The organism is Dactylosporangium cerinum (genome assembly GCF_042653625.1).
In the GTDB taxonomy this organism is placed as follows: domain Bacteria; phylum Actinomycetota; class Actinomycetes; order Mycobacteriales; family Micromonosporaceae; genus Dactylosporangium; species Dactylosporangium cerinum.
In genome coordinates this window covers 52,631-69,918 of sequence record NZ_JBHSIU010000050.1, presented here as the reverse complement: position 1 = coordinate 69,918, position 17,288 = coordinate 52,631, and the positions used below count along the sequence as shown (strand labels likewise).

Here is a 17,288-nt window from a genome sequence, read left to right as displayed (position 1 = left end):
CCGCGGCGGCGGGAGCACGGCTCCAGACTCTCAAGCCGCACACCGATACTCACAGTTGCGTTACAGTAAGCGCTCTTATGTGCCGGTTGTCGTGCTGCGCCCGGCACATGCCCGGCACAGACGTGGCCCGGCAAGGCAGACACGCCGCTCTGCGGCAGGAGCGTCTCAGCTGTCCGGCCGGACGCTCACCCCTTCGCGGCGTCGGTGTACCGGCCGACCTGTTTGGTGAGCAGGTCTGCGGCGACGTCGCCGGACACGTTCATCAGCCCGCCGACGCCCGCGCTGACGAGCATCGGCCCGGACAGGGCGAAGCCTTGCAGCACGGTGGCACCGTCAACGTCGATGCGGATGCCGATGGTCTTGTCCCCAACCTTCGGCATCGACATAACGGCGTAGGTGTTCTGCTTGCCATCCATCTTCTCGCCCTTGCAGGTCTGCATCGCCGTGACGAGCGCGTCGAACACGGCAGCGGCCTGCGCCGCGTCCGCGTACTGCCGCAGACCGACCGAGGCGACCTCGGCGCTCAGCCCACCACCCTTGATGAACAACCTGCGCGCCTGGACTGTGGGCGTGTGCGGCTGCTGGTAGTTGCAGAACGTCTTGTCCTTTGGCGGTGTCTGGTCGGGATCCTCGCTGTACCCGGTGGGCATGTCGGTCACCTGCAGCAGCGCCGCGGTCAACGCCGGCTCGTCCAGCGTCCTGACCGCCCGAGCGGTCGGCGACGGGCTCGACACCGACGCCGGCACCGACGCTGCGCGGCTGTCCGGGGTCGACGGCTGTCCGGCGCCACCGCCGCAACCTCCCACAGCAAGCAGGACGACCCCTGCGACAGCAGCAGCAACAGTGTGACGACGGCGCTCCATCCGGTCCCCTCAAGGCACGTATTTGCTGGCTGGTGCGGGCGGCCCGCGCCAGATCGCCTGCGACCGTAGCGCACCACGAACATCCGCCACGGCACAGTTACTCAACCGTTGCGCTCCCTGGCGCACCACCGGCACGAGCGGACAGTTTCTCCGGGTCGCTGGACGTCGGGTCCGGACAGGTCCAGTTCTCCTGGACCGCTGGCAGTGTCAGTGCCGCCGTCGTCAACGACCAGCCGCTCGGCAACTCGGCACTCTGGTCGTTCACCGGTCAGGCCCGGCTGGCAGGCTGATCGGGCCTGTCGTTCACGGTCCAGCCCGGCTGCGTGGCGGGCGGACCACGCTGGGAACGACCTCGCCTACCCGGCGGCCGGGTAGGCGAGCATCAGGGCCATTGTCGCCGAGCCCTCTGGGACCGCCGTGTACTCGACCGTGTACGGCTCGGCGCTCAGGCCGGGCTCGGTCCGGTCCCGACCGGTACGGGCGACGAGGACGATGGGGCCGTGCGCGGAGAGCACGTAGTGTGCCACGCCACGGAAACCGTAACCGCCGAACGACGCGGCGTCGGCGGCCCAGGACTGGACACAGCGAGCCGAAGGCAGGTCGGCCCCTCTTGTATGAGGGTTGGCGTTGACGCGCTGGCGGCTTCCCAGAATGACAGTTCCGGCCTGATCGACTCCTCGCGTATGTCCGTTGAGGGTTCCTTCGTCGACATAGCGATCATTACGACATGGGGGTGCCCTGCTGCGGTTGCCTGGCCGCGGCGGTGTTGTCGGGCTCGTGGGTCGCGGCCAGGGATTTACCTGCGGTCGCTTTCGGGCGGCGGGGGTGGCGCGGGTGTGGCCAGCCGGTGCTGGATCTCGGCGTGCTGCCTGGATTCCCTGTCGCGTGTGTTGGTTACGGTGCGGCGCTCGCCGCGGCGGCTTGGGTCCGTGCGCGTTCCAGGACTCGGTAGACGGTGGGGCGGGAGACGGAGAACAGGTCTGCGAGCTCCGGGATTGTGTGGGTTCCGGCCTGGTGGAGGTTGACCAGGTGGGTTTGCTGTCGTGGGTTCAGTTTGGGCTGTTTGCCTTTGAGTTTGCCGTTGGCTCGGGCGATGGCCATGCCTTCGCGGGTGCGGAGTCGTAGTAGGTCGACTTCGAATTCGGCGAAGGTGGCCAGGATGTTGAAGAACATCTTGCCCATCGGGTCGGCTGGGTCGTAGATGGCGCCGCCCAGCGACAGTCGTACGCCGCGTGCGACGAGGGAGTCGCCGATGGCGCGGGCGTCGGGGACCGAGCGGGCCAGCCGGTCCAGTTTCGGCACGACGAGGGTGTCGCCGGCCCGGACGGCGGCCAGCGCCTGGTCCAGTCCGGGTCGTTGCCGGTTGGTGCCGGTCAGGCCCTTGTCCATGTAGATCCGGTCGGCTGGCACGCCAAGACCCAGCAGGGCAAGGCGTTGCGCGGTCAGGTCCTGCTCGTCGGTCGAGCAGCGGGCATAGCCCGTCAGCATGGTTGTCATCACTTGAGCACACCGCTGTCGCCGATTGGTCGTCAGGACCGGACCGTGCCGACCCCAATTCGGCATGATCCATCACCGCAACCACGCACTCAGACGCGGAACGGTCAACGGGCTGCATCGGCGGACGAAGGGCGGCACGGTCGTGGCGGAGCTGGTCTACACGCGGGTGTCCACCGATGAGCAGAGCACCCAGCGCCAGACCCATCTGCTCGCCGAGGCGGGCCTCATCACCGGCGCACAGGGCGTACGACTGTTCGCCGACCCGGCGACCTCCTCGAAGATTCCCGCGCTCGAGCGCCCGGGCTTCCGGGAGCTGGCCCGGTACGCGCGGCCCGGCGACCGGCTCACCGTCTCAGAGCTGTACCGGCTGTGCCGGGACCTGGCCGACATCCTCGCGGTCCGGGACTGGTGCCGCGCGCACGACGTCAAGCTGCGGGTGCTGTCCGGAGCGGTGTCGAGCATCGTCGACCTGGCCGCCGCCGACGCGACCACCACCATGCTGGTCAACGTCCTGGTCTCGGTCGGCCAGTTCCAACGCGACCTGCAGAACGAACTCACCCGCGACGGCCTCGCCGCCGCCTGGGCGGGCGGCGCTAAGTCCGGCCGCCGGCCCCGCCTGGCCCAACTCGGCGTCCTGGACCAGGTACGCCGCGCCTTCCGCAACGGCGCCAGCATCGCCGCCCTCGCCCGCGACCACCAGGTCAGCCGCGTCGCCATCCGCAGTCGCCGACCTGCTATCCAACCAACCCCACCAGCCCGCAGTCACCACCGCGGACGAACCTCGGGCCGTACGCGTGGAGATCCCCGGCAAGATCGCCGACCACCTCAACGATCTCCCCGAACTCGGCGAGGCCGAGCAGCACGCGCTGCGGCGGGGCCGCACGGTACACCGCGGCCAGGGCTACAGCCTGCACGTCACCGCACAGCCCGACGTGTACCAGGCACTGCTCGCCGCCGCAGCCGAGCTGGGCGCCGACGGGGCACCCCTGGCGGCACGCAAGGCGTACCGGATCTACAGCGACCGCCTGAACAACGCCGTGGCGTCCACGCTGCCGGTGTAACCCCGCCGACGTCACCGACGTTCTCGTGTGGCCATCAACAGCGGTGCTGGGGTGTACCCCAACACCACTGCCCAAGGTGGAGGCCACGAAGATCGCCAGGATCATCCTCGGCAGAGACCTCGGTACTGCGCGCGGCCCTCGCCGCCTGACCGTCCGGCTGCTGGCTGGCGACGGCCTCGCTGGAAGCAGTGCTCGGGCGTGCTGATGCTCTTGTATCCCGATGGCAGCATGACGCTATGAGTAGCTCCGCCCTCAGCGCCGCCGCGGCCATCGCCGCCGCCGTCATCAGCCTCGCGACCCTGGTCGTGACGACCGTGGTCACCAGCCGCCGGGAGCAGCACAAATGGGTGCGGAATGCGCTGACCGACGCCTTCGTGGCTTTCCTCGACGCGAGCTGGCGCGGCACCGATGCGCTGGCGGCACGCGAGGGGGAGGAGGAGCTGGCGAAGGCGTACGCCGACATGCGCTCCAACCTGACGCGGCTGCGCCTCCTGGCCTCGGCGCCGGTGGTGGCGGCCGGGGTGGAGTTGCTGCGCAGCCAGCGAGCGGCGATGACCGCGCAGGAGGGCACGACGACGGCGGCACTGGAGCAGTGCACGCTGGGCCGCCGCAAGGTGGTCGAGGCGGCAAAGCAGGAGATGGGCCTGCGCTGAGTCCTGCGGTTGATCGGCTTTTGCCGCCGCTACGCGGCGTCGGGCGGGGCGATGTTGCGCCCGATCTGCTGCTCGATCCAGTCCTTGATCTCGCTCAGCGTGGACCGCACGTCGGGCGCGAGCGACTCGTCGTCGCTGGCCAGGTGGTTGATGATCCAGGTGCCCACCGCCTCCAGGTCCGTCGCCCACGCGGGGGTGTAGGGGGCGCCATCGTGCCAGATCCTGATGGCGTTCATGGCGGCGGCGAGCATACGGCGGTCGCCCGACCGCAGACCGGAGAGCAGGCCGACCCAGTCCCCGAGGATGGCCAGGCCGATGAGGCGCCCGCGTTCCAGGGTGCGTTCTTCCTGGGGGCCGAGGGCGACCAGGCACGAGTGGGCGCGCTCCGCGAGGACGCGCTCGTCTTCGTCGTAGGCCACGCGGCCGAGGAAGCCGATGCAGGTCAGGATTTTGCAGCCTAGTAGGTATGCCTCGCCGCCGTAGTGGTTACTACTACTACGGCGCGCGACGGTGAGGATGTCTCGTTGGCTCGTCATTGCAATCATCAGGGGGATCGTCTGCACCAGGCGTTCGAAGGCGCACGACTCGATGCTCTTTCCACGCTGTTCGTTGGCGAGGTCGGCGACGGGAACCGACGTCACATGGGCGAGCAGACGATCCTTGGCCTCAGCGGTCAGGACCGGGGCCGGAGGCCTCCCTCCGTCGTCCCACCAGCCGTGCGAACTCAAGAAATAGATGGCCAGCCGCAGGCCCTCCGCTCCGGAGAGCATCAGCTCGGAGATGAAGCCGTCGCCGTCAAAGGTGTATGAGAACCACAGGTCGATGCATGGCCATTTGCTGCCCACCCGCTCGAAGAACTCGAGGTCGGGAGGGGTGAAGGTGTCCATGGCCAACAGGCGGAGCCGAAAACACTCGTACTTGTCCATCGGAAGGCAGGAGACCAGGGCGACCGTGGCCTCCATGTACCGTTCGTCGGGAAACCGGTCAATCAGATCGCGCACGATGGGCAGCGCAAATGCGCAGTCGGCGTCGGCGTACTGCACAGCCGCCGCCGCGGCCAGCAATTGCGTGGGTGAAGAGACGGAGCTGACCGAGGTGACCATGCGTTCGATCTCTCTCGCGTCCCCGGAAGCCAGGATCATGTGAGCCGCCGCGGCGACCTTGAGTTCGTCGTCACTGTGGAACGCTGCGATGAGCTCGTCCGCGGAGCGGCCGCCGGACAAGATCTCCCTGAGTGGTCGGTCCGCGATCCCGTTGGACCCCTCGGACGCTAGCAGGTTCTGCCACCGATGCGGGTGCGACAACCCGTGGGCGAATCTGTGTGCCAGGACCGGCCGGATCTGCCCAGCCTGGCCGAGCACGTCGACCAGTTCCAGGCGCTCGTCCTGGAGTTCCCAGATCCTCAGCTCCGAGACCGTCGCCAGTTCCGCGCGGCACTCATCCAGCCGGTTGGCGCACATGGCGACGTAACGTGCCCGTGCCCCCGGGGGCACCACCTGCCCTAGCCTGGCGAGGCTGTTCCATGCCGCCCGGGCGACCTGCCAGGCCTCGTCCGGGTCAATAAGTCCGACCAGATAGGCGGCGAGGGGCATCAACTCGGCCGAACCGACGGCCGTGGCGGCCTCGGTGCGCAGGGCCGTTGAGTCCGAGGACTGCAGGATGACCGTCACGGCACGCGTGATGTCGTGGGTCAGGACGTCGCGCATGTCCTCGAACCGGTTCGAGGTCTTCATGCTCAGCAGAGCTGACAGCGTTTCCGACCGGGCCTGGACGGGCCGGCTGGGCTCGCCGAGCGTCTGCATGAGCACTGATCGGGCGTCATCGGTGCCGAGTTCGACCAGCGCATCTACCGCGCGTTTCCACTCGAACGTTCCCAGCGTCGAGGTGGCCAGCGTGCGCTGCTGCACGGACAGGAAGCGGTCCAACGCCTCCTGCGGCGGATGCTCCGTCCAGCGCAGCAGCGACGCGGCGAATTTCGGGTCCGCCCCCAGCGCGATGTCGATCAGCCAGCGGGCCAGGTCGGGATCGCCGCCGGAGAAGCTCAGCATCATCTGTAACGGCTCGCGCCAGCGGAACTCCAGCACGTGGTCCCGGAAGGCAGCCAGGTCGCCGACCTCACGGTAGAGCACCCGGGCGGCGAAGTACTCCTGAAACGACTGATGGTAGAAGCGCAGCTGATCGCCGTCGCGGTCCAGCATGTCCCAGGCCACCAGGTCGTCGAGGCGTTTGTCCGGATCAGCGAGCCCGGCCTGGGCGAGTAGCTCCGCCGCCGCGGCCACGGTGATGTCCGTGACGTTGCCGTGCTCGACCTGGTGACGGGCGACGACCTCCAGCGCGCGCACCTGTTCCTCGTAGCCATATCGGCGCGGCAACCGGTCGCCGCCGTGGCGTTCGGTCAGGTACCACTGGGAGAAGCCCGCGAACAGCTCGCCGACGTTCGCCGGCACGGCGCCGTGCTGGGCATACCGGGTGGTGATCATCCAGAGGTAGAGCGGCACGCGCGCGAAGTCGCGGATCGTCGGGTTCGCGGGCTGGTCGAGCAGGAGCCTGATGAGCGTGGCGGCCTGCGCCTCGTGGTCGGGCAACTTGCGCAGGCGCAGCGCCGCACGGATGTAGTCACGGGCCTGCCCCACCGAGACGCTCTGCAGGACGACGACCGGGAACTGCAGCTCGTTCGGGTTGAAGCCGTTGCGCCGGTGACAGATCACGACGGGCACACGGGCACACGCGCGGCGCAGCCAGTGGATCCAGTCGGCGATCTGGACCCGGTCGGCGGGATCGACCTCGTTGAACGCATCGATCGTCAGGTGGATCGCGCCCACGCGGAGCAACGCTGGCGGCACCGGCTCCGTGAGACAGTCCTGGAGGATGCGGTCGAGCGACTCGGCGAACTGGCCGGTGCCCTCCGCGGTGGCGCTGAGCGTGCGGTGCAGCAGCGGCGCGCGCAGCGTGACCGGGAGCAGCCGCGGCATGGATCGGCGCGAGTTCGGCGTCTCCGCGCCGTCCGTCGTGGGGACGCGGCCGGCCGCGCTCATCACCGCGCGCGCCAGCTGGTACTGCAGCTCTCGCGCGACCGTGCTCTTGCCCGACCCGGCATCTCCCACGACAACGGCAGCCCACTCCCCGACGATCATGTCGATGGCGTCCGGATCGGAATCTCTGTCGGCAGTCGCCCACGCCGGCCGCGGCGGCCCGGGAATCGGCTCCTCGGGCTCCTCGGATTCCTCGGGCTCCTCGGTCGGCACGCCTGTCCGGAACGAAGGGACGGAGGGATCCGGCACCGTCAAGAGTGGATTATCAGCGAAGACGTTGCGCCTCCAGTCGCGGACGCGGTCGCTGCGAAGCTGCCCCTTCAGTCGGATGAACGCCTGGAGGCTGATGTACACGTCATGGTCGTCGGCCAACTCGCCGAGCACCTTCGCCGCGCTCTCGATGTGGTGCTCCACGACGTAGGCGTCTCGCCACTCGGAGAGAGCCGCCTCGAAGGATTCGTCGACCAGCCGCAGCCGGTCGACCGCGACGACGAACTGCGCGGCCACATCGAGGCTCTCGCTGGTCTCCGGGTCCAGGCCGGCCAATACCTCCCTGGCGCTCTGGAGCGTCCGGTCGGCCGGCCAGTGGCGATAAGGCCGCAGCCCCAGCTGCTCCGCCGCCACGCCGGCCGCGGCCATCGCCGCGTACAGCTTCGGCGGTGTCTGATCCTCCCACTTGAGCGTGCGCAGCGCCGAGATCAGCAGTTGATCCTGGTACTCCCGCCACCACGGTTGGGCGGTCACGCGCTGCCGGTGACACTGCCTCGCCCCGGCCCTGACCTCCCACAGGATCGTCGCGACCCGCCCGGCGATCTCGCCAAGGTCCAGGACGGGCAGGTCCGTCACCGCGTCGGCCACCCGGGTGCGCAGGGCCAGTTCCCGCTGCAGCCGCACCACCTCCGGCCAGCCGAGCACCGGCGCCACGACGTCGCGCAGCAGACACAGCTCCAGCCAAGCCGCATCCGACAGCGGCGGCCCCAACCCGGTCCGGGCGAAGTCGATCAGGAATATCTGACGGCCCACCAGCAGGACATTGCGTGGGTTGAGGTCCCCGTGCACCACTGTGGTGACGCGCTGGTCGACGAACTCGGTCAGGCGGTCCGGCAGCGCGGCGAACGGATCGGCCACCGGCAGGCCGTCGATGATCACAGTGTCGCCGTCGTGCTCGGCGGTTTCGACGGCCTGCTTGATCCTCGCCCACCAGGAGCGGCCGCGCAGAGCCACAATCCGACCGACCACCGTGAGGCTCGGCCGGTCCGCGTAGTCGGGCAGATAAAAGTGGGGGTCGGCGCCGTCGGCCCGGCGGATCTCCACGGTCGTGTCCCCGAAGCGGCCCAGCAGGCGGCCGTCTGCGCCGGTGGTGGTCGACAGGTCGCGTAGCTCGACAGTCCCGCCGACCTCAAGCGACTCCGCGTCGGGATCAGCTGCGGTCACCAACGATGCCCGATCAAGCACGGCGCCCGAGTACCGCACCATGGCGCGCCGCTGTTCGTCGGTGGGCGCCTGATAGGTCAGCGTGTTCGTGTCGGCGGCCCGGTCCACCTCGAGCACGAGGTCGGGGCCGAGCAAGGCGTTGAGGCCTCCCAAGGTGTGACGGCGCGGGGCGGGCTGAGTGTGCCAGATGCTCCCGTCCAGCTGTTCGAGGAGCGCGCGCAGGACGGCGACGGCGTCGTCGAGCGGGAAGGTGCCCTCGATCGCGCCGCGGACTGTATCTTCCAGCGTGGTGACCGGGTGTGCCGACCGGGCTGCGTACGTGGCGACGTGCTGGTAGACGATCGCGCCCAGCCGGCCCGGACCAGCCGGCTCAGAGACCTCGCGGCTCACTGCCTCCACGGGGGTCACCGTCGCCGACCGGGCGTTGGCCAGCCACTTCCGGTACGCCCGCCATTCCGTCGCGATCTCGGCGAGTGGTCCGACCTTGAGCACGTGACGCTGGGCGGAACGGCCCGGCCGGTGCAGCAGCATCTCGTAGACCGCCGCACCGCTGCGCCCGCCCTGGAGCGTCCGGGTGATCTCCACCAACGAGATGCCGTCCTGCCACCCGCGGTGCCGATCAGGCTCGCCCTGCCCGTCCAGGTCGACGATGGCCCGGACGATGTCGCCGATCTGGTTGCGGCGATGAGTGGCGAGGGCAGGCGCTTTGAGCTCCACGGGCGACCTCCACGGGCATTTTCCGACGGCCTTTGACCTACCTACCGCGACGACACCATAGACCAAGACATGGAGCTTGCTCACGAGTACGAAGCACGACTGACCGCGGATTCGGCCTTCCGCCGATCGATTCCGGACTTTTCGCAAGACCTAGTGCACCGACTTCGGGAACTGACAACTGGGTTGGATTTCGACCAGTAGACGTTCGGCGCGTCCGGTTGAGGTTCCGCGTCTGAGCGCGCGGTGGTTGCGCTGATGGATCATGCCGAATTGGGGTCGGCACGGTCTGGCGGGCGCGGCACTCCTCCAGCCGGTCTAGCAGCCACACTGACTCCACCGCGGTCGAACTGGGCCGTTCCCGCACCCACGGCTCCCGCACTGGGCAGCGGCCGAAGCACTACCGACTCGCGGTCGCGCCGCCACCTCGGCTCGATGTCGTCCGCCCTGAAATGGCGGTCGAAGTAGCTGGGCTCGGGCTGTACCAACCAGACGGAGGTAACCACCTGAACGGTCAAGTCCGGCTGGCTGCAGCCAGCCGGGCGGTACCGAGATCGGCGAGGTGCGCCACATCGACCAGTGTTAGCGTCGATAAACCGAGCACTGAGAAAGATCAGCATGCTTGCACCATTGAGGGGGGACAGCTTGTTCAGAAGACGCCTCACTTCCGCTGATGAGGCCGTTGCGCGGGCGGCGCGGGCTGGGGTCGCAGCGGTCGACCCCAGCGAGATGCCGCTGTTAGACAGCCTGCTCGACCCGCCGCGCGAATTGTTCGGCTGGCGGCAGTCGAGCGCGGTCGGATTCGGTATCGAGGATGCCGTCCAGTGGGCGTCACCGGTGGCCGTGGTGGTCGCGATGTGGGCCAAGGACGTCCTGCTCGGTGCCGGACAATCTGTCCTGGAGGACCGTACTAAGGGCTGGATGACCAAACTGCTCAAGGACCGGAGAAAGCCTGCAACGCCAGCAGCGCCAACCCGTGCCGAGCTGATCGAACGGGTCCGCGAATACGCGATCGAGCTTGACATGAAGCCGGCTCGCGCCGAATTGCTGGCCCAGGCCGTAGTGGAATCGCTATTGGAGGCGCGGGACGCTGAGCGCGCCTCCAATGGCTGACACCCTGCTAGATGCGGCGCCGAGCCCCGACCTCAGCGGTGCGCTCAACCGGTCCGGCCGGTTGCGGGGGTACGCCACGATGATGCTCGCCGTCGGTGGCATCGTGCTCGCCTGGCGGATAATCTTTGTTCCCGCCGGCCAGAGCGCTGACCAGCTACCCGTGTTCGCCATCGCGTTGAACGTCGTTGGCGTGAACTGGGTCGCAAAGCAGATGGCTCGCCGGCCGTGGCGCCGGGCACGCAACGTGCCCGACTTTTCCCCCGCGGCCACCATCTGGAGCACCCGGTACGGCATGAGACCGATCCCGGTGATCGTGAAGGCGTCGCCACGGCCGCCTGGCGCGGTAGTACGCGGATGGAAGCGTGGCACTGCTGTCGTGATCAATGTAAAAACCGCGGTTCGGTGGAATCGGGAACCGCGCAAACGCGACGTGCAGCTGGCCCATGAGCTGGCGCATATCCAGGCTGGTGATCATCACTTGTATTACCGCAGTCGGGCGTTCGTCGGTCACTCCGTGGCGTGCCTGCTGCTCATCGCGTACGTCTTTCATTGGAACGGCGATCCGGTCAGTCAGGTGGCCTTCTTCGGCGCTCGGGTCGGGCTACTGACGGCACTGACACTGGTCGTCGGCCGCGCCTACCTGCGGTTTCGTGAGCACGCTGCGGACGTGTCGGCGGCCTCGATGCTCGGTGACGTCTCAGCGGTGCAGGCCGAGCTGCCGGGCACTATGGAGGAACCGTGGTGGAACCGGATCCTGGGATTGCATCCCAGCCCGGGGCGACGCCGTGCCGTGGTCGGTGACCCGGGCTTGTTGCTGGCCGCGGACCGCTGGTCCTACCTCCTGCTGGGCGCCTCCGCCGGGTTGCTCACCTCGGCGATCGAACAGTTCCTCTATCCGCTTGTACGCGCGGCGGGCGGCACCTCAGAGCGTACGGTCATCGACGCGGCAGTAGTCGTCGGCATCGTCCTTGCTGTCGTGACTCCACCCGCGGTCGTTGCGCACATCAGTGTCGTCCGCAGTCCGACCGGCGTCTTGGGGCGCGCCATCCTTTTGTACGGCAGTCTTGTCGCTGGGCTGTTGCTACTCAATCCGGGTCAGCAGATCCCGGACACCGTCCTCGACCCTGGGTGTTGGTCGCGTGTCGGACTGGTGGTGGCGATCGGTGCGGCCGTCACGACCGCAGGAGCCCTGCTGCCCGGCCGCGCGGCGACGATCGTCCTCCGATTCGTCGTGTTCGCCTCCACGCTCGCCATGCCCATCACAGTATCGCGCACATTCTGAGGTGCGCTCCGAGCAGGTCAGAGCCACGCCACTTGCTGCCGTCAGCTGACGATGGAGCGCTCGGACCGGTGTACATTTCGGGGCAGACGGGGTCCACACTGACGGTGATCGACGATCTATGCCCATCTGCTGACCTGACCGAGCCCGCGCTGCGAACGCTGGTGGGGAGCCAGAACAGCCCCTGCAGCGCCGCGCCAACACGTGGCAAGACAATCACATGATCGCGTGCGCGCTATTCGGCATGAGCGGACGACGACGGCGCCGGGGCCGAGCTTCTGTCCGTTGAGGGTTCCGATCCGAACACGGTCAGGGTGTGTCCGAAGACCGGGCCGCTTGTGAGAATGGGCGCGAAGATCGGCTCAGCTCGCCGCGATCTTGGTCTCTCTGTAACGGTCGCGGTTCCCTATGTGCATGTTGGCTGGTACGGCACGTCCGGCACATAGGCCTGCCACTCGTCTTCGTTGAGGCCGCGGCCGATGATCCGGCACGCCTCACGAACGGGATCCGTGCTGATGGCCGCGAGTGGACCGATGTCCCATAGCCCGGCGGTGTCGTTGTCGCTGATGGTGGCGATCGTCTGGCCGTCCGGGCTGAACGTCACCCCGACGGCCCGGCTGTCGCTGATTGTCAGAGTGACGATTCGTCGGGGGGTGGTCCTGTCAGTGACGTCCCAGAATCCCGATGTGGCGTCATTACCGCTGGTAGCCAACGTCCGGCCATCGGGGCTGAACGCTACCGACCAAACATAGCCGGTGTATCCGGTCAGGTTCAGGACGGACGTCCGTCGAGGGGCGGTCAGGTCGGCCACGTCCCATAGTGCCACGGTGAAGTCCTCGCTCGCGGTGGCCAGCGTCCGGCCGTCGAGGCCGAACGCAACACCGCGCACACCCGAGGGCTCACCAAGGATCGCGACCCGCCGGGGGGCGGCGGGGTTCGCGATGTCCCACAACTCGGGTGATTCGCCGAGCACGGTCAACGCGAGGGTCTGGCCGTTCCTGCTGAAGGCTACGGAATCCACGGCTCCGTGCGTGTAGATGACCCCGCTTCGACGGGGAGCGGCCCGATCGGTGACATCCCACAACGCGGTCGACTGGTCTTCGCTGCCCGTGGCTACGATTCGCCCGTCCGGGCTGAATGCCACCGAGTCCACCGAATCGGTATGGCCGAGGGTGGCTGCAACTCGAGGTTTGGCGGGGTCGTCGATGTTCCACAGTGTCGCGGTGTCACCGCTCGTCGTGGCAATGGTATGCCCGTCCGGACTGAACGCGACGTCGAACACGGGTTCGCCGTGGGAGTCGAGCGTGGCGAGGAGGCGTGGGGCGGCGCGGTTGGTGACATCCCACAGCGCGGCGCCGCTGTCTTCCCGGGAGGCGGCAAGCAGATGACCGTCATGGCTGAACGCCACGCCACCCGGCGGGCCCGATAGGCCGGGAAGGAGCGCGGTGCGTTGCGGGGCACCGCGTTCAGCGGTGTCCCACAGCCGGACCGGACCGCCGTCAGTGGCAGTGGCCACCGACTTGCCGTCAGGGCTGAACGCCACCGCCGACACCAACCCCGAATGGCTCAGCACGGCGGTCCGCCTGGGCGGCAGATCGGTGAGATCCCACAGCGCCGCGGTGTTGTCATCACCGCCGGTGGCGAGGGTCTGATTGTCCGGGCTGAACGCCAGCGTTTCGACTGCCTTCTGATGGGCGGTGAAGGTGGCGAGGGCACCGGGGGACGCCGGTGTGGTGACGTCCCACAGATGAACCAAGGTACCCACGCCGGTCGCGAGAGTCTTGTTGTCGGGACTGAACGCCGATGTTGCCGGATTGTCGATGGGGAGGACCGCGGTGCGGCGGGGGGCGGACCGGTTCGCGACGTCCCACACCTCGTTACCGATGGCGAGGAGCTTGCCGTTCGGACTGAACGTCGCGCTGAAAACATGATCGACGTGGGTGATCGTGGCCACCCGCCGAGGCGTGGTCGGGTCGGTGACGTCCCACAGGCCGGTGGTTGTGTCAGTCGTGTAAGTACTGGCCAGAGTCCGCCCGTCGGGGCTGAACGCGACCGCTGCCCCGACCGGTTGCGAATCGACATCGGCCGATCCGGTTTGCTCGCTGACGGTGCGGGTGATGGTCGCACTGAGCCGGGGCGTGGTCGGGTCGGTGACGTTCCACAGCGTGGTGGTGCTGTCCAGATTGGCGGTGGCGAGGGTACGGCCGTCGGGGCTGTACGCGAACGACGTCACGGCGGTTTTACCGGTCAGGGCTGCGATGCGGCGGAAGGTGCCGGGGGCGGTGATGTCCCACAGGACAACTGTGTTGTCGACGCTGGTGGCAAGGGTCCGCCGGTCCGGGCTGAACACCACCGTGGATGCGTACCCGTCCTCGCCTGGAAGGCTGCCGACGTACCGGTAGCCGGCAACGGTGGTGACCAGGCTGGAGCGGCTCTGCGGTTCGGGCGAGATGGTCACGGCGGCGATGCCGAGCCGAAGGGCGTCCACCGGCTGGGTGGTGCGGAGGAGTTCCGCCTGGATGGTGAGGCTTCGGCTGATGGCCGAGCGCTGCTGTCGGGCGGTGGCGAGGCTCTGTGCTGCCGCTACCCCGGCTGCGGTGAGCGCTCCCAACAGCAGCACCACAAGTGCGGCGCCGACGAAGCGGGCACGGCGAGCCCGCCGCCGGGTCTGCCGGGTGCTGGTGTCGAGGAACTCGACCGCGTTCGCCGGGAGGTCGACCAGGCGGGCCGCGGTAGCCCAGTCCCGGGCCAGGGCCAGGCGGGTCCCGGTGTACAGCGCGGACGGGTCGTCGCTGGCGCGCCACTCCCGCGCGGCGTCGATGAGCTGTTGGCGCACCAGTAGGCCAGCCCGATCGCTGTCGATCCACTCCCGCAGCCTTGGCCAGGCGCGCAGGAGGGCGTCGTGGGTGATCTCGACCGTGGCGTCGGTCATCGTGACCAGTCGAGCGTCATCGGCGGCGAGGGCGTTCAACACCGCTGCGGCGAGCGTCGGGTTTCTGGTCTGTGTCAGCACCTCGGCGTGCCCGATCCGGCGGCGGGAGTCGTCCGCACCGTCGCCGATGCGTACCAGGCTCAGCAGCAGTCGCCGCGCGATCTTCTGCCCGTCGGCGTCAAAGCGGGTCAGTACCCTGTCGGCGGTGGACGCCAGCGCGCCGTGGATCCCGCCGGTCTGCAGGTATCCGGCCACCGTCAATGTGTCCGTGCTGCGATGCTGCCAGGTCTCCCGCAGGGCGTGTTGGAGCAGCGGGAGCCGGCCGGGCTCATATGCGCCTGGGCTATCGGCGTCGTCGGATCGGCTGGCGCCCAGGTCGGTGAGCAGCAGCTCGACCAGGCCCGGTTCGACGTCCAACCCGACCGCTTCGGCCGGCTCCTCGATCGCGGCGCGGGTCTGGGCGACGGTCATCGCCTGGACCACGACCTGGTGGCCCTCGAGGACGGCGGCAAGTTCCGGATACTCGGTGCAGCGGCCGTAGAAGTCGGCGCGCAGGCCGATCGTCACGAGCGTGACGGGCGCAGGGTTCGCTTGGTGTGTGCCGGCCGCGAGGGCGCACAGTGCCTGAACGAACGCGTGCCGGTCGGCCGCGTTGTCGCATTGTGTGAAGATCTCTTCGAACTGGTCCACCACCAGGACCAGACCCTGGTGATGGACCAGGGCGTGTCCAAGAAGTACAGGCGCCTGCGCCGGATCCTCACGCAACACCGACGCAACCCGTTGTTTCCCCGGGTCGTCCTCGGCGGCCAACGTTCCCGTCCGGACCAGGCTCATGAGGCACACGGCGAGCATCCCGATCGGGTCCGCGGTGGGCTTGCAGACCAGCGCCAGCCAAGTCGACGAGCCTGGTACCCCGAGCTCGCCCCTTCCCAGCGCAGGCAGCAGGCCGGCGCGCAGCAGCGAGGACTTGCCGGAGCCGGATGCGCCGGTGACCATCAGCGGCCGCGGGTCGTCGATCCGGTCGGCCAGCCGTCGGACGAGCTGGGCAATCAGCGGCCGGCGGCCGTGAAACCAGGTCTCATCCGCGGCCTCGAACGCCGCCAGTCCCTTGTACGGGCACACGCCGAGTGCGGGTGCCCGCCGCACGGGCGCCGGGCGGGCCGGCTGCTGTCTCGACGGCCAGTACGCGGGGTTCACCGCGATCGGGAGGTCGCCGATCTGGCCGTCGACGCGGCGGTGCGGACGGGGAAATCCAGCGGCCGGCAGCGCCATTGACAGGTACCGGGAGACGTCGTGCAGCGTCAGCCACTCCGCGGCGCGAGGGTCGCCGGTGCGCAGCAGGTCGAGCAGCTTTCCGGTGAACGCGGTGTGCCGGGCGCCGACCGGTGCCAGCGAGACCTCCTCCCGGCCCGAGGAGGTCAGCACGAAGCCGCCGGCTATCTGCGCCAGGTTGGCGACCTCGGTCCCGGCGTCGTTCAGGCCCCCGAGCGCCTTGCCGGAGAAGCAGCAGTCGAGGATCACCACGCGGGAGCGGACCCGGCTCTCCAGCACGAGGTTTCGCAGTGTGGCGTACGGCAAGGCGGTCACCTGGACCCGGGACACCTGGCGGTCCGTGCGGCCGCTCACTGTCTGCCGTGCGGCCAGGTGCAGCGCGCCGTCGTGGCTGACGAGGCCATGGCCGATGTAGTAGATGAGCAGCAGGCCGTCGGCCTGCTCGGCGGCCTCGGCGATCTCCTGCCCCATGATCTGCGCCGTCGGGGGATCCGTGACCACGCGGATCGCGGTCTCCGACAGGCCGCAGTGGCGCGACAGCGCCAGTTTGAGGTCCGCGAGGGTGCCGGCGACGGCGGGAACGTCCGGCAGGCCGGAGCCTTCGTCGTGGGTGCCGGTGCCGATGAGGAGTGCCCGCGCGCCGGGAAACGCGCCGAGTCCGGTCGTCAACTCGGCTCAACACTCGTGCGGTCGGCGTCGCTTTCAGTCAGTACGCCGTTCGCGGACGGCGTCACGGAGGTACCGTGGTCCAGCCAGGAGCCGAGCGCCTGGACGACGGCCGGCAGCTCCGCCGCCGTCAGTCCCCGCAGCCGTGAGACATCGATCTCCACCTCGCGGCTGTCGGTGCTGCGCATCTTGATCCGCAGCGTCGATGTCCGCAGGCGAACCCACGACAGGACCGCGGCGGCGAGCACTGCGGCCGCGCCGCCGGGCGCTACCGCGACCTGCAACGCATCGACGAGTGCGCCCATCTCGCCCGGGCCGGGCGGCGACTCCACCAGGCGAACATTGCCTTGCAACTCGTCCTCATCGGCCAGCCAGTACCGCAGCGATCTGGCGTCGTCACCCGCCAGCTCGTCCTCAATTCCACTCATAATGATCACCGTGAAGGATGGCAGCTCGGGCACCGCAGGGGAGTTGTCCACCATGCGCAGAGGCTAGCTATCGACGGTGTGCTGCGGGCATCGGGCAGTCGGCTAGGTGATCGGCAAATGGCGAAAGATCGGGTCGACTCACACCGGACATTCGACGTACCTCGATGGCGTGTCAGCCCAGGATGGACAGAAGACACGGGTCGTCTGGTGCTGGTACCACCGCTGCCGGTGACCTCGGCCGGTAACCGGTTTCACCGAGCACCAGATCGGCCCTGGACCACCTGGCTCTTGACGCTCCGATCGGCGATGTGGCCCGGCTGGCCAGGGTGCTTGACAACGCGGGA

At 68.6% G+C, this 17,288-nt stretch carries 9 protein-coding genes and 2 pseudogenes; 5 read left to right on the top strand and 6 right to left on the bottom strand.

Features of this window, described 5'->3' with window-relative positions; translation table 11 throughout:
* Window positions 1-185: 185 nt before the first annotated feature.
* The 3 genes from ACFPIJ_RS36680 to ACFPIJ_RS36670 all read right to left on the bottom strand — a co-directional run bounded on the left by ACFPIJ_RS36680 (window position 186) and on the right by ACFPIJ_RS36670 (window position 2,360).
* Window positions 186-734 (bottom strand): hypothetical protein, encoded by a 549-nt coding sequence (locus ACFPIJ_RS36680; RefSeq protein ID WP_380122288.1) that lies wholly within the window; start codon window positions 732-734, stop codon window positions 186-188.
* 485 nt (window positions 735-1,219) lie between these two features.
* Window positions 1,220-1,390: a hypothetical protein gene (locus ACFPIJ_RS36675; RefSeq protein WP_380122286.1), complete on the bottom strand. Its 171-nt coding sequence runs from the start codon at window positions 1,388-1,390 to the stop codon at window positions 1,220-1,222.
* Between the two features lie 367 nt (window positions 1,391-1,757).
* Window positions 1,758-2,360 (bottom strand): recombinase family protein, encoded by a 603-nt coding sequence (locus ACFPIJ_RS36670; protein WP_380122284.1) that lies wholly within the window; start codon window positions 2,358-2,360, stop codon window positions 1,758-1,760.
* A gap of 64 nt (window positions 2,361-2,424) precedes the next feature.
* Here ACFPIJ_RS36670 and ACFPIJ_RS36665 point away from each other — a divergent pair.
* The 3 genes and pseudogenes from ACFPIJ_RS36665 to ACFPIJ_RS36655 form a co-directional block, all read left to right on the top strand.
* Window positions 2,425-2,892, top strand: a pseudogene (locus tag ACFPIJ_RS36665) (recombinase family protein); the annotation flags it as partial.
* 262 nt (window positions 2,893-3,154) lie between these two features.
* Window positions 3,155-3,421, top strand: a complete 267-nt coding sequence (locus ACFPIJ_RS36660; RefSeq protein WP_380122295.1) for a hypothetical protein — start codon at window positions 3,155-3,157, stop codon at window positions 3,419-3,421.
* Between the two features lie 236 nt (window positions 3,422-3,657).
* Complete coding sequence (locus tag ACFPIJ_RS36655; protein ID WP_380122283.1) at window positions 3,658-4,074, top strand: hypothetical protein; 417 nt, start codon at window positions 3,658-3,660, stop codon at window positions 4,072-4,074.
* Between the two features lie 3,719 nt (window positions 4,075-7,793).
* Here the strand turns inward: ACFPIJ_RS36655 and ACFPIJ_RS64530 are convergent.
* Window positions 7,794-9,125, bottom strand: a pseudogene (locus ACFPIJ_RS64530) (phosphotransferase); the annotation flags it as partial.
* An 858-nt stretch (window positions 9,126-9,983) separates the two neighbouring features.
* Here ACFPIJ_RS64530 and ACFPIJ_RS36645 point away from each other — a divergent pair.
* Together ACFPIJ_RS36645 and ACFPIJ_RS36640 are read left to right on the top strand one after the other, a co-directional pair.
* The gene (locus tag ACFPIJ_RS36645) at window positions 9,984-10,367 is read left to right on the top strand and encodes a hypothetical protein (RefSeq protein ID WP_380122279.1); all 384 of its coding nucleotides are present in this window, start codon (window positions 9,984-9,986) and stop codon (window positions 10,365-10,367) included.
* A complete protein-coding gene (locus ACFPIJ_RS36640; protein WP_380122277.1) occupies window positions 10,360-11,649 on the top strand; it encodes a M48 family metalloprotease in 1,290 nt (429 codons plus the stop codon). Before ACFPIJ_RS36645 ends, ACFPIJ_RS36640 begins: the two co-directional genes overlap by 8 nt.
* A gap of 403 nt (window positions 11,650-12,052) precedes the next feature.
* On the opposite strand, the gene ACFPIJ_RS36635 is transcribed toward ACFPIJ_RS36640, so the two are convergent.
* Both ACFPIJ_RS36635 and ACFPIJ_RS36630 read right to left on the bottom strand, forming a co-directional pair.
* Window positions 12,053-16,519, bottom strand: a complete 4,467-nt coding sequence (locus ACFPIJ_RS36635; protein WP_380122276.1) for a caspase, EACC1-associated type — start codon at window positions 16,517-16,519, stop codon at window positions 12,053-12,055.
* On the bottom strand, window positions 16,516-16,998 hold the full coding sequence (locus ACFPIJ_RS36630) for an effector-associated constant component EACC1 (protein WP_380122274.1): 483 nt from the start codon (window positions 16,996-16,998) through the stop codon (window positions 16,516-16,518). Before ACFPIJ_RS36630 ends, ACFPIJ_RS36635 begins: the two co-directional genes overlap by 4 nt.
* Between the last annotated feature and the right edge of the window lie 290 nt (window positions 16,999-17,288).

Excerpts from the sequence above, each read along its gene's own strand:
- ACFPIJ_RS36630 (WP_380122274.1), bottom strand. The coding sequence starts at position 16,998 with ATGGTGGACAACTCCCCTGCGGTGCCCGAGCTGCCATCCTTCACGGTG.
- ACFPIJ_RS36670 (WP_380122284.1), bottom strand. The coding sequence starts at position 2,360 with ATGACAACCATGCTGACGGGCTATGCCCGCTGCTCGACCGACGAGCAG.
- ACFPIJ_RS36645 (WP_380122279.1), top strand. The coding sequence starts at position 9,984 with ATGCCGCTGTTAGACAGCCTGCTCGACCCGCCGCGCGAATTGTTCGGC.
- ACFPIJ_RS36655 (WP_380122283.1), top strand. The coding sequence starts at position 3,658 with ATGAGTAGCTCCGCCCTCAGCGCCGCCGCGGCCATCGCCGCCGCCGTC.
- ACFPIJ_RS36640 (WP_380122277.1), top strand. The coding sequence starts at position 10,360 with ATGGCTGACACCCTGCTAGATGCGGCGCCGAGCCCCGACCTCAGCGGT.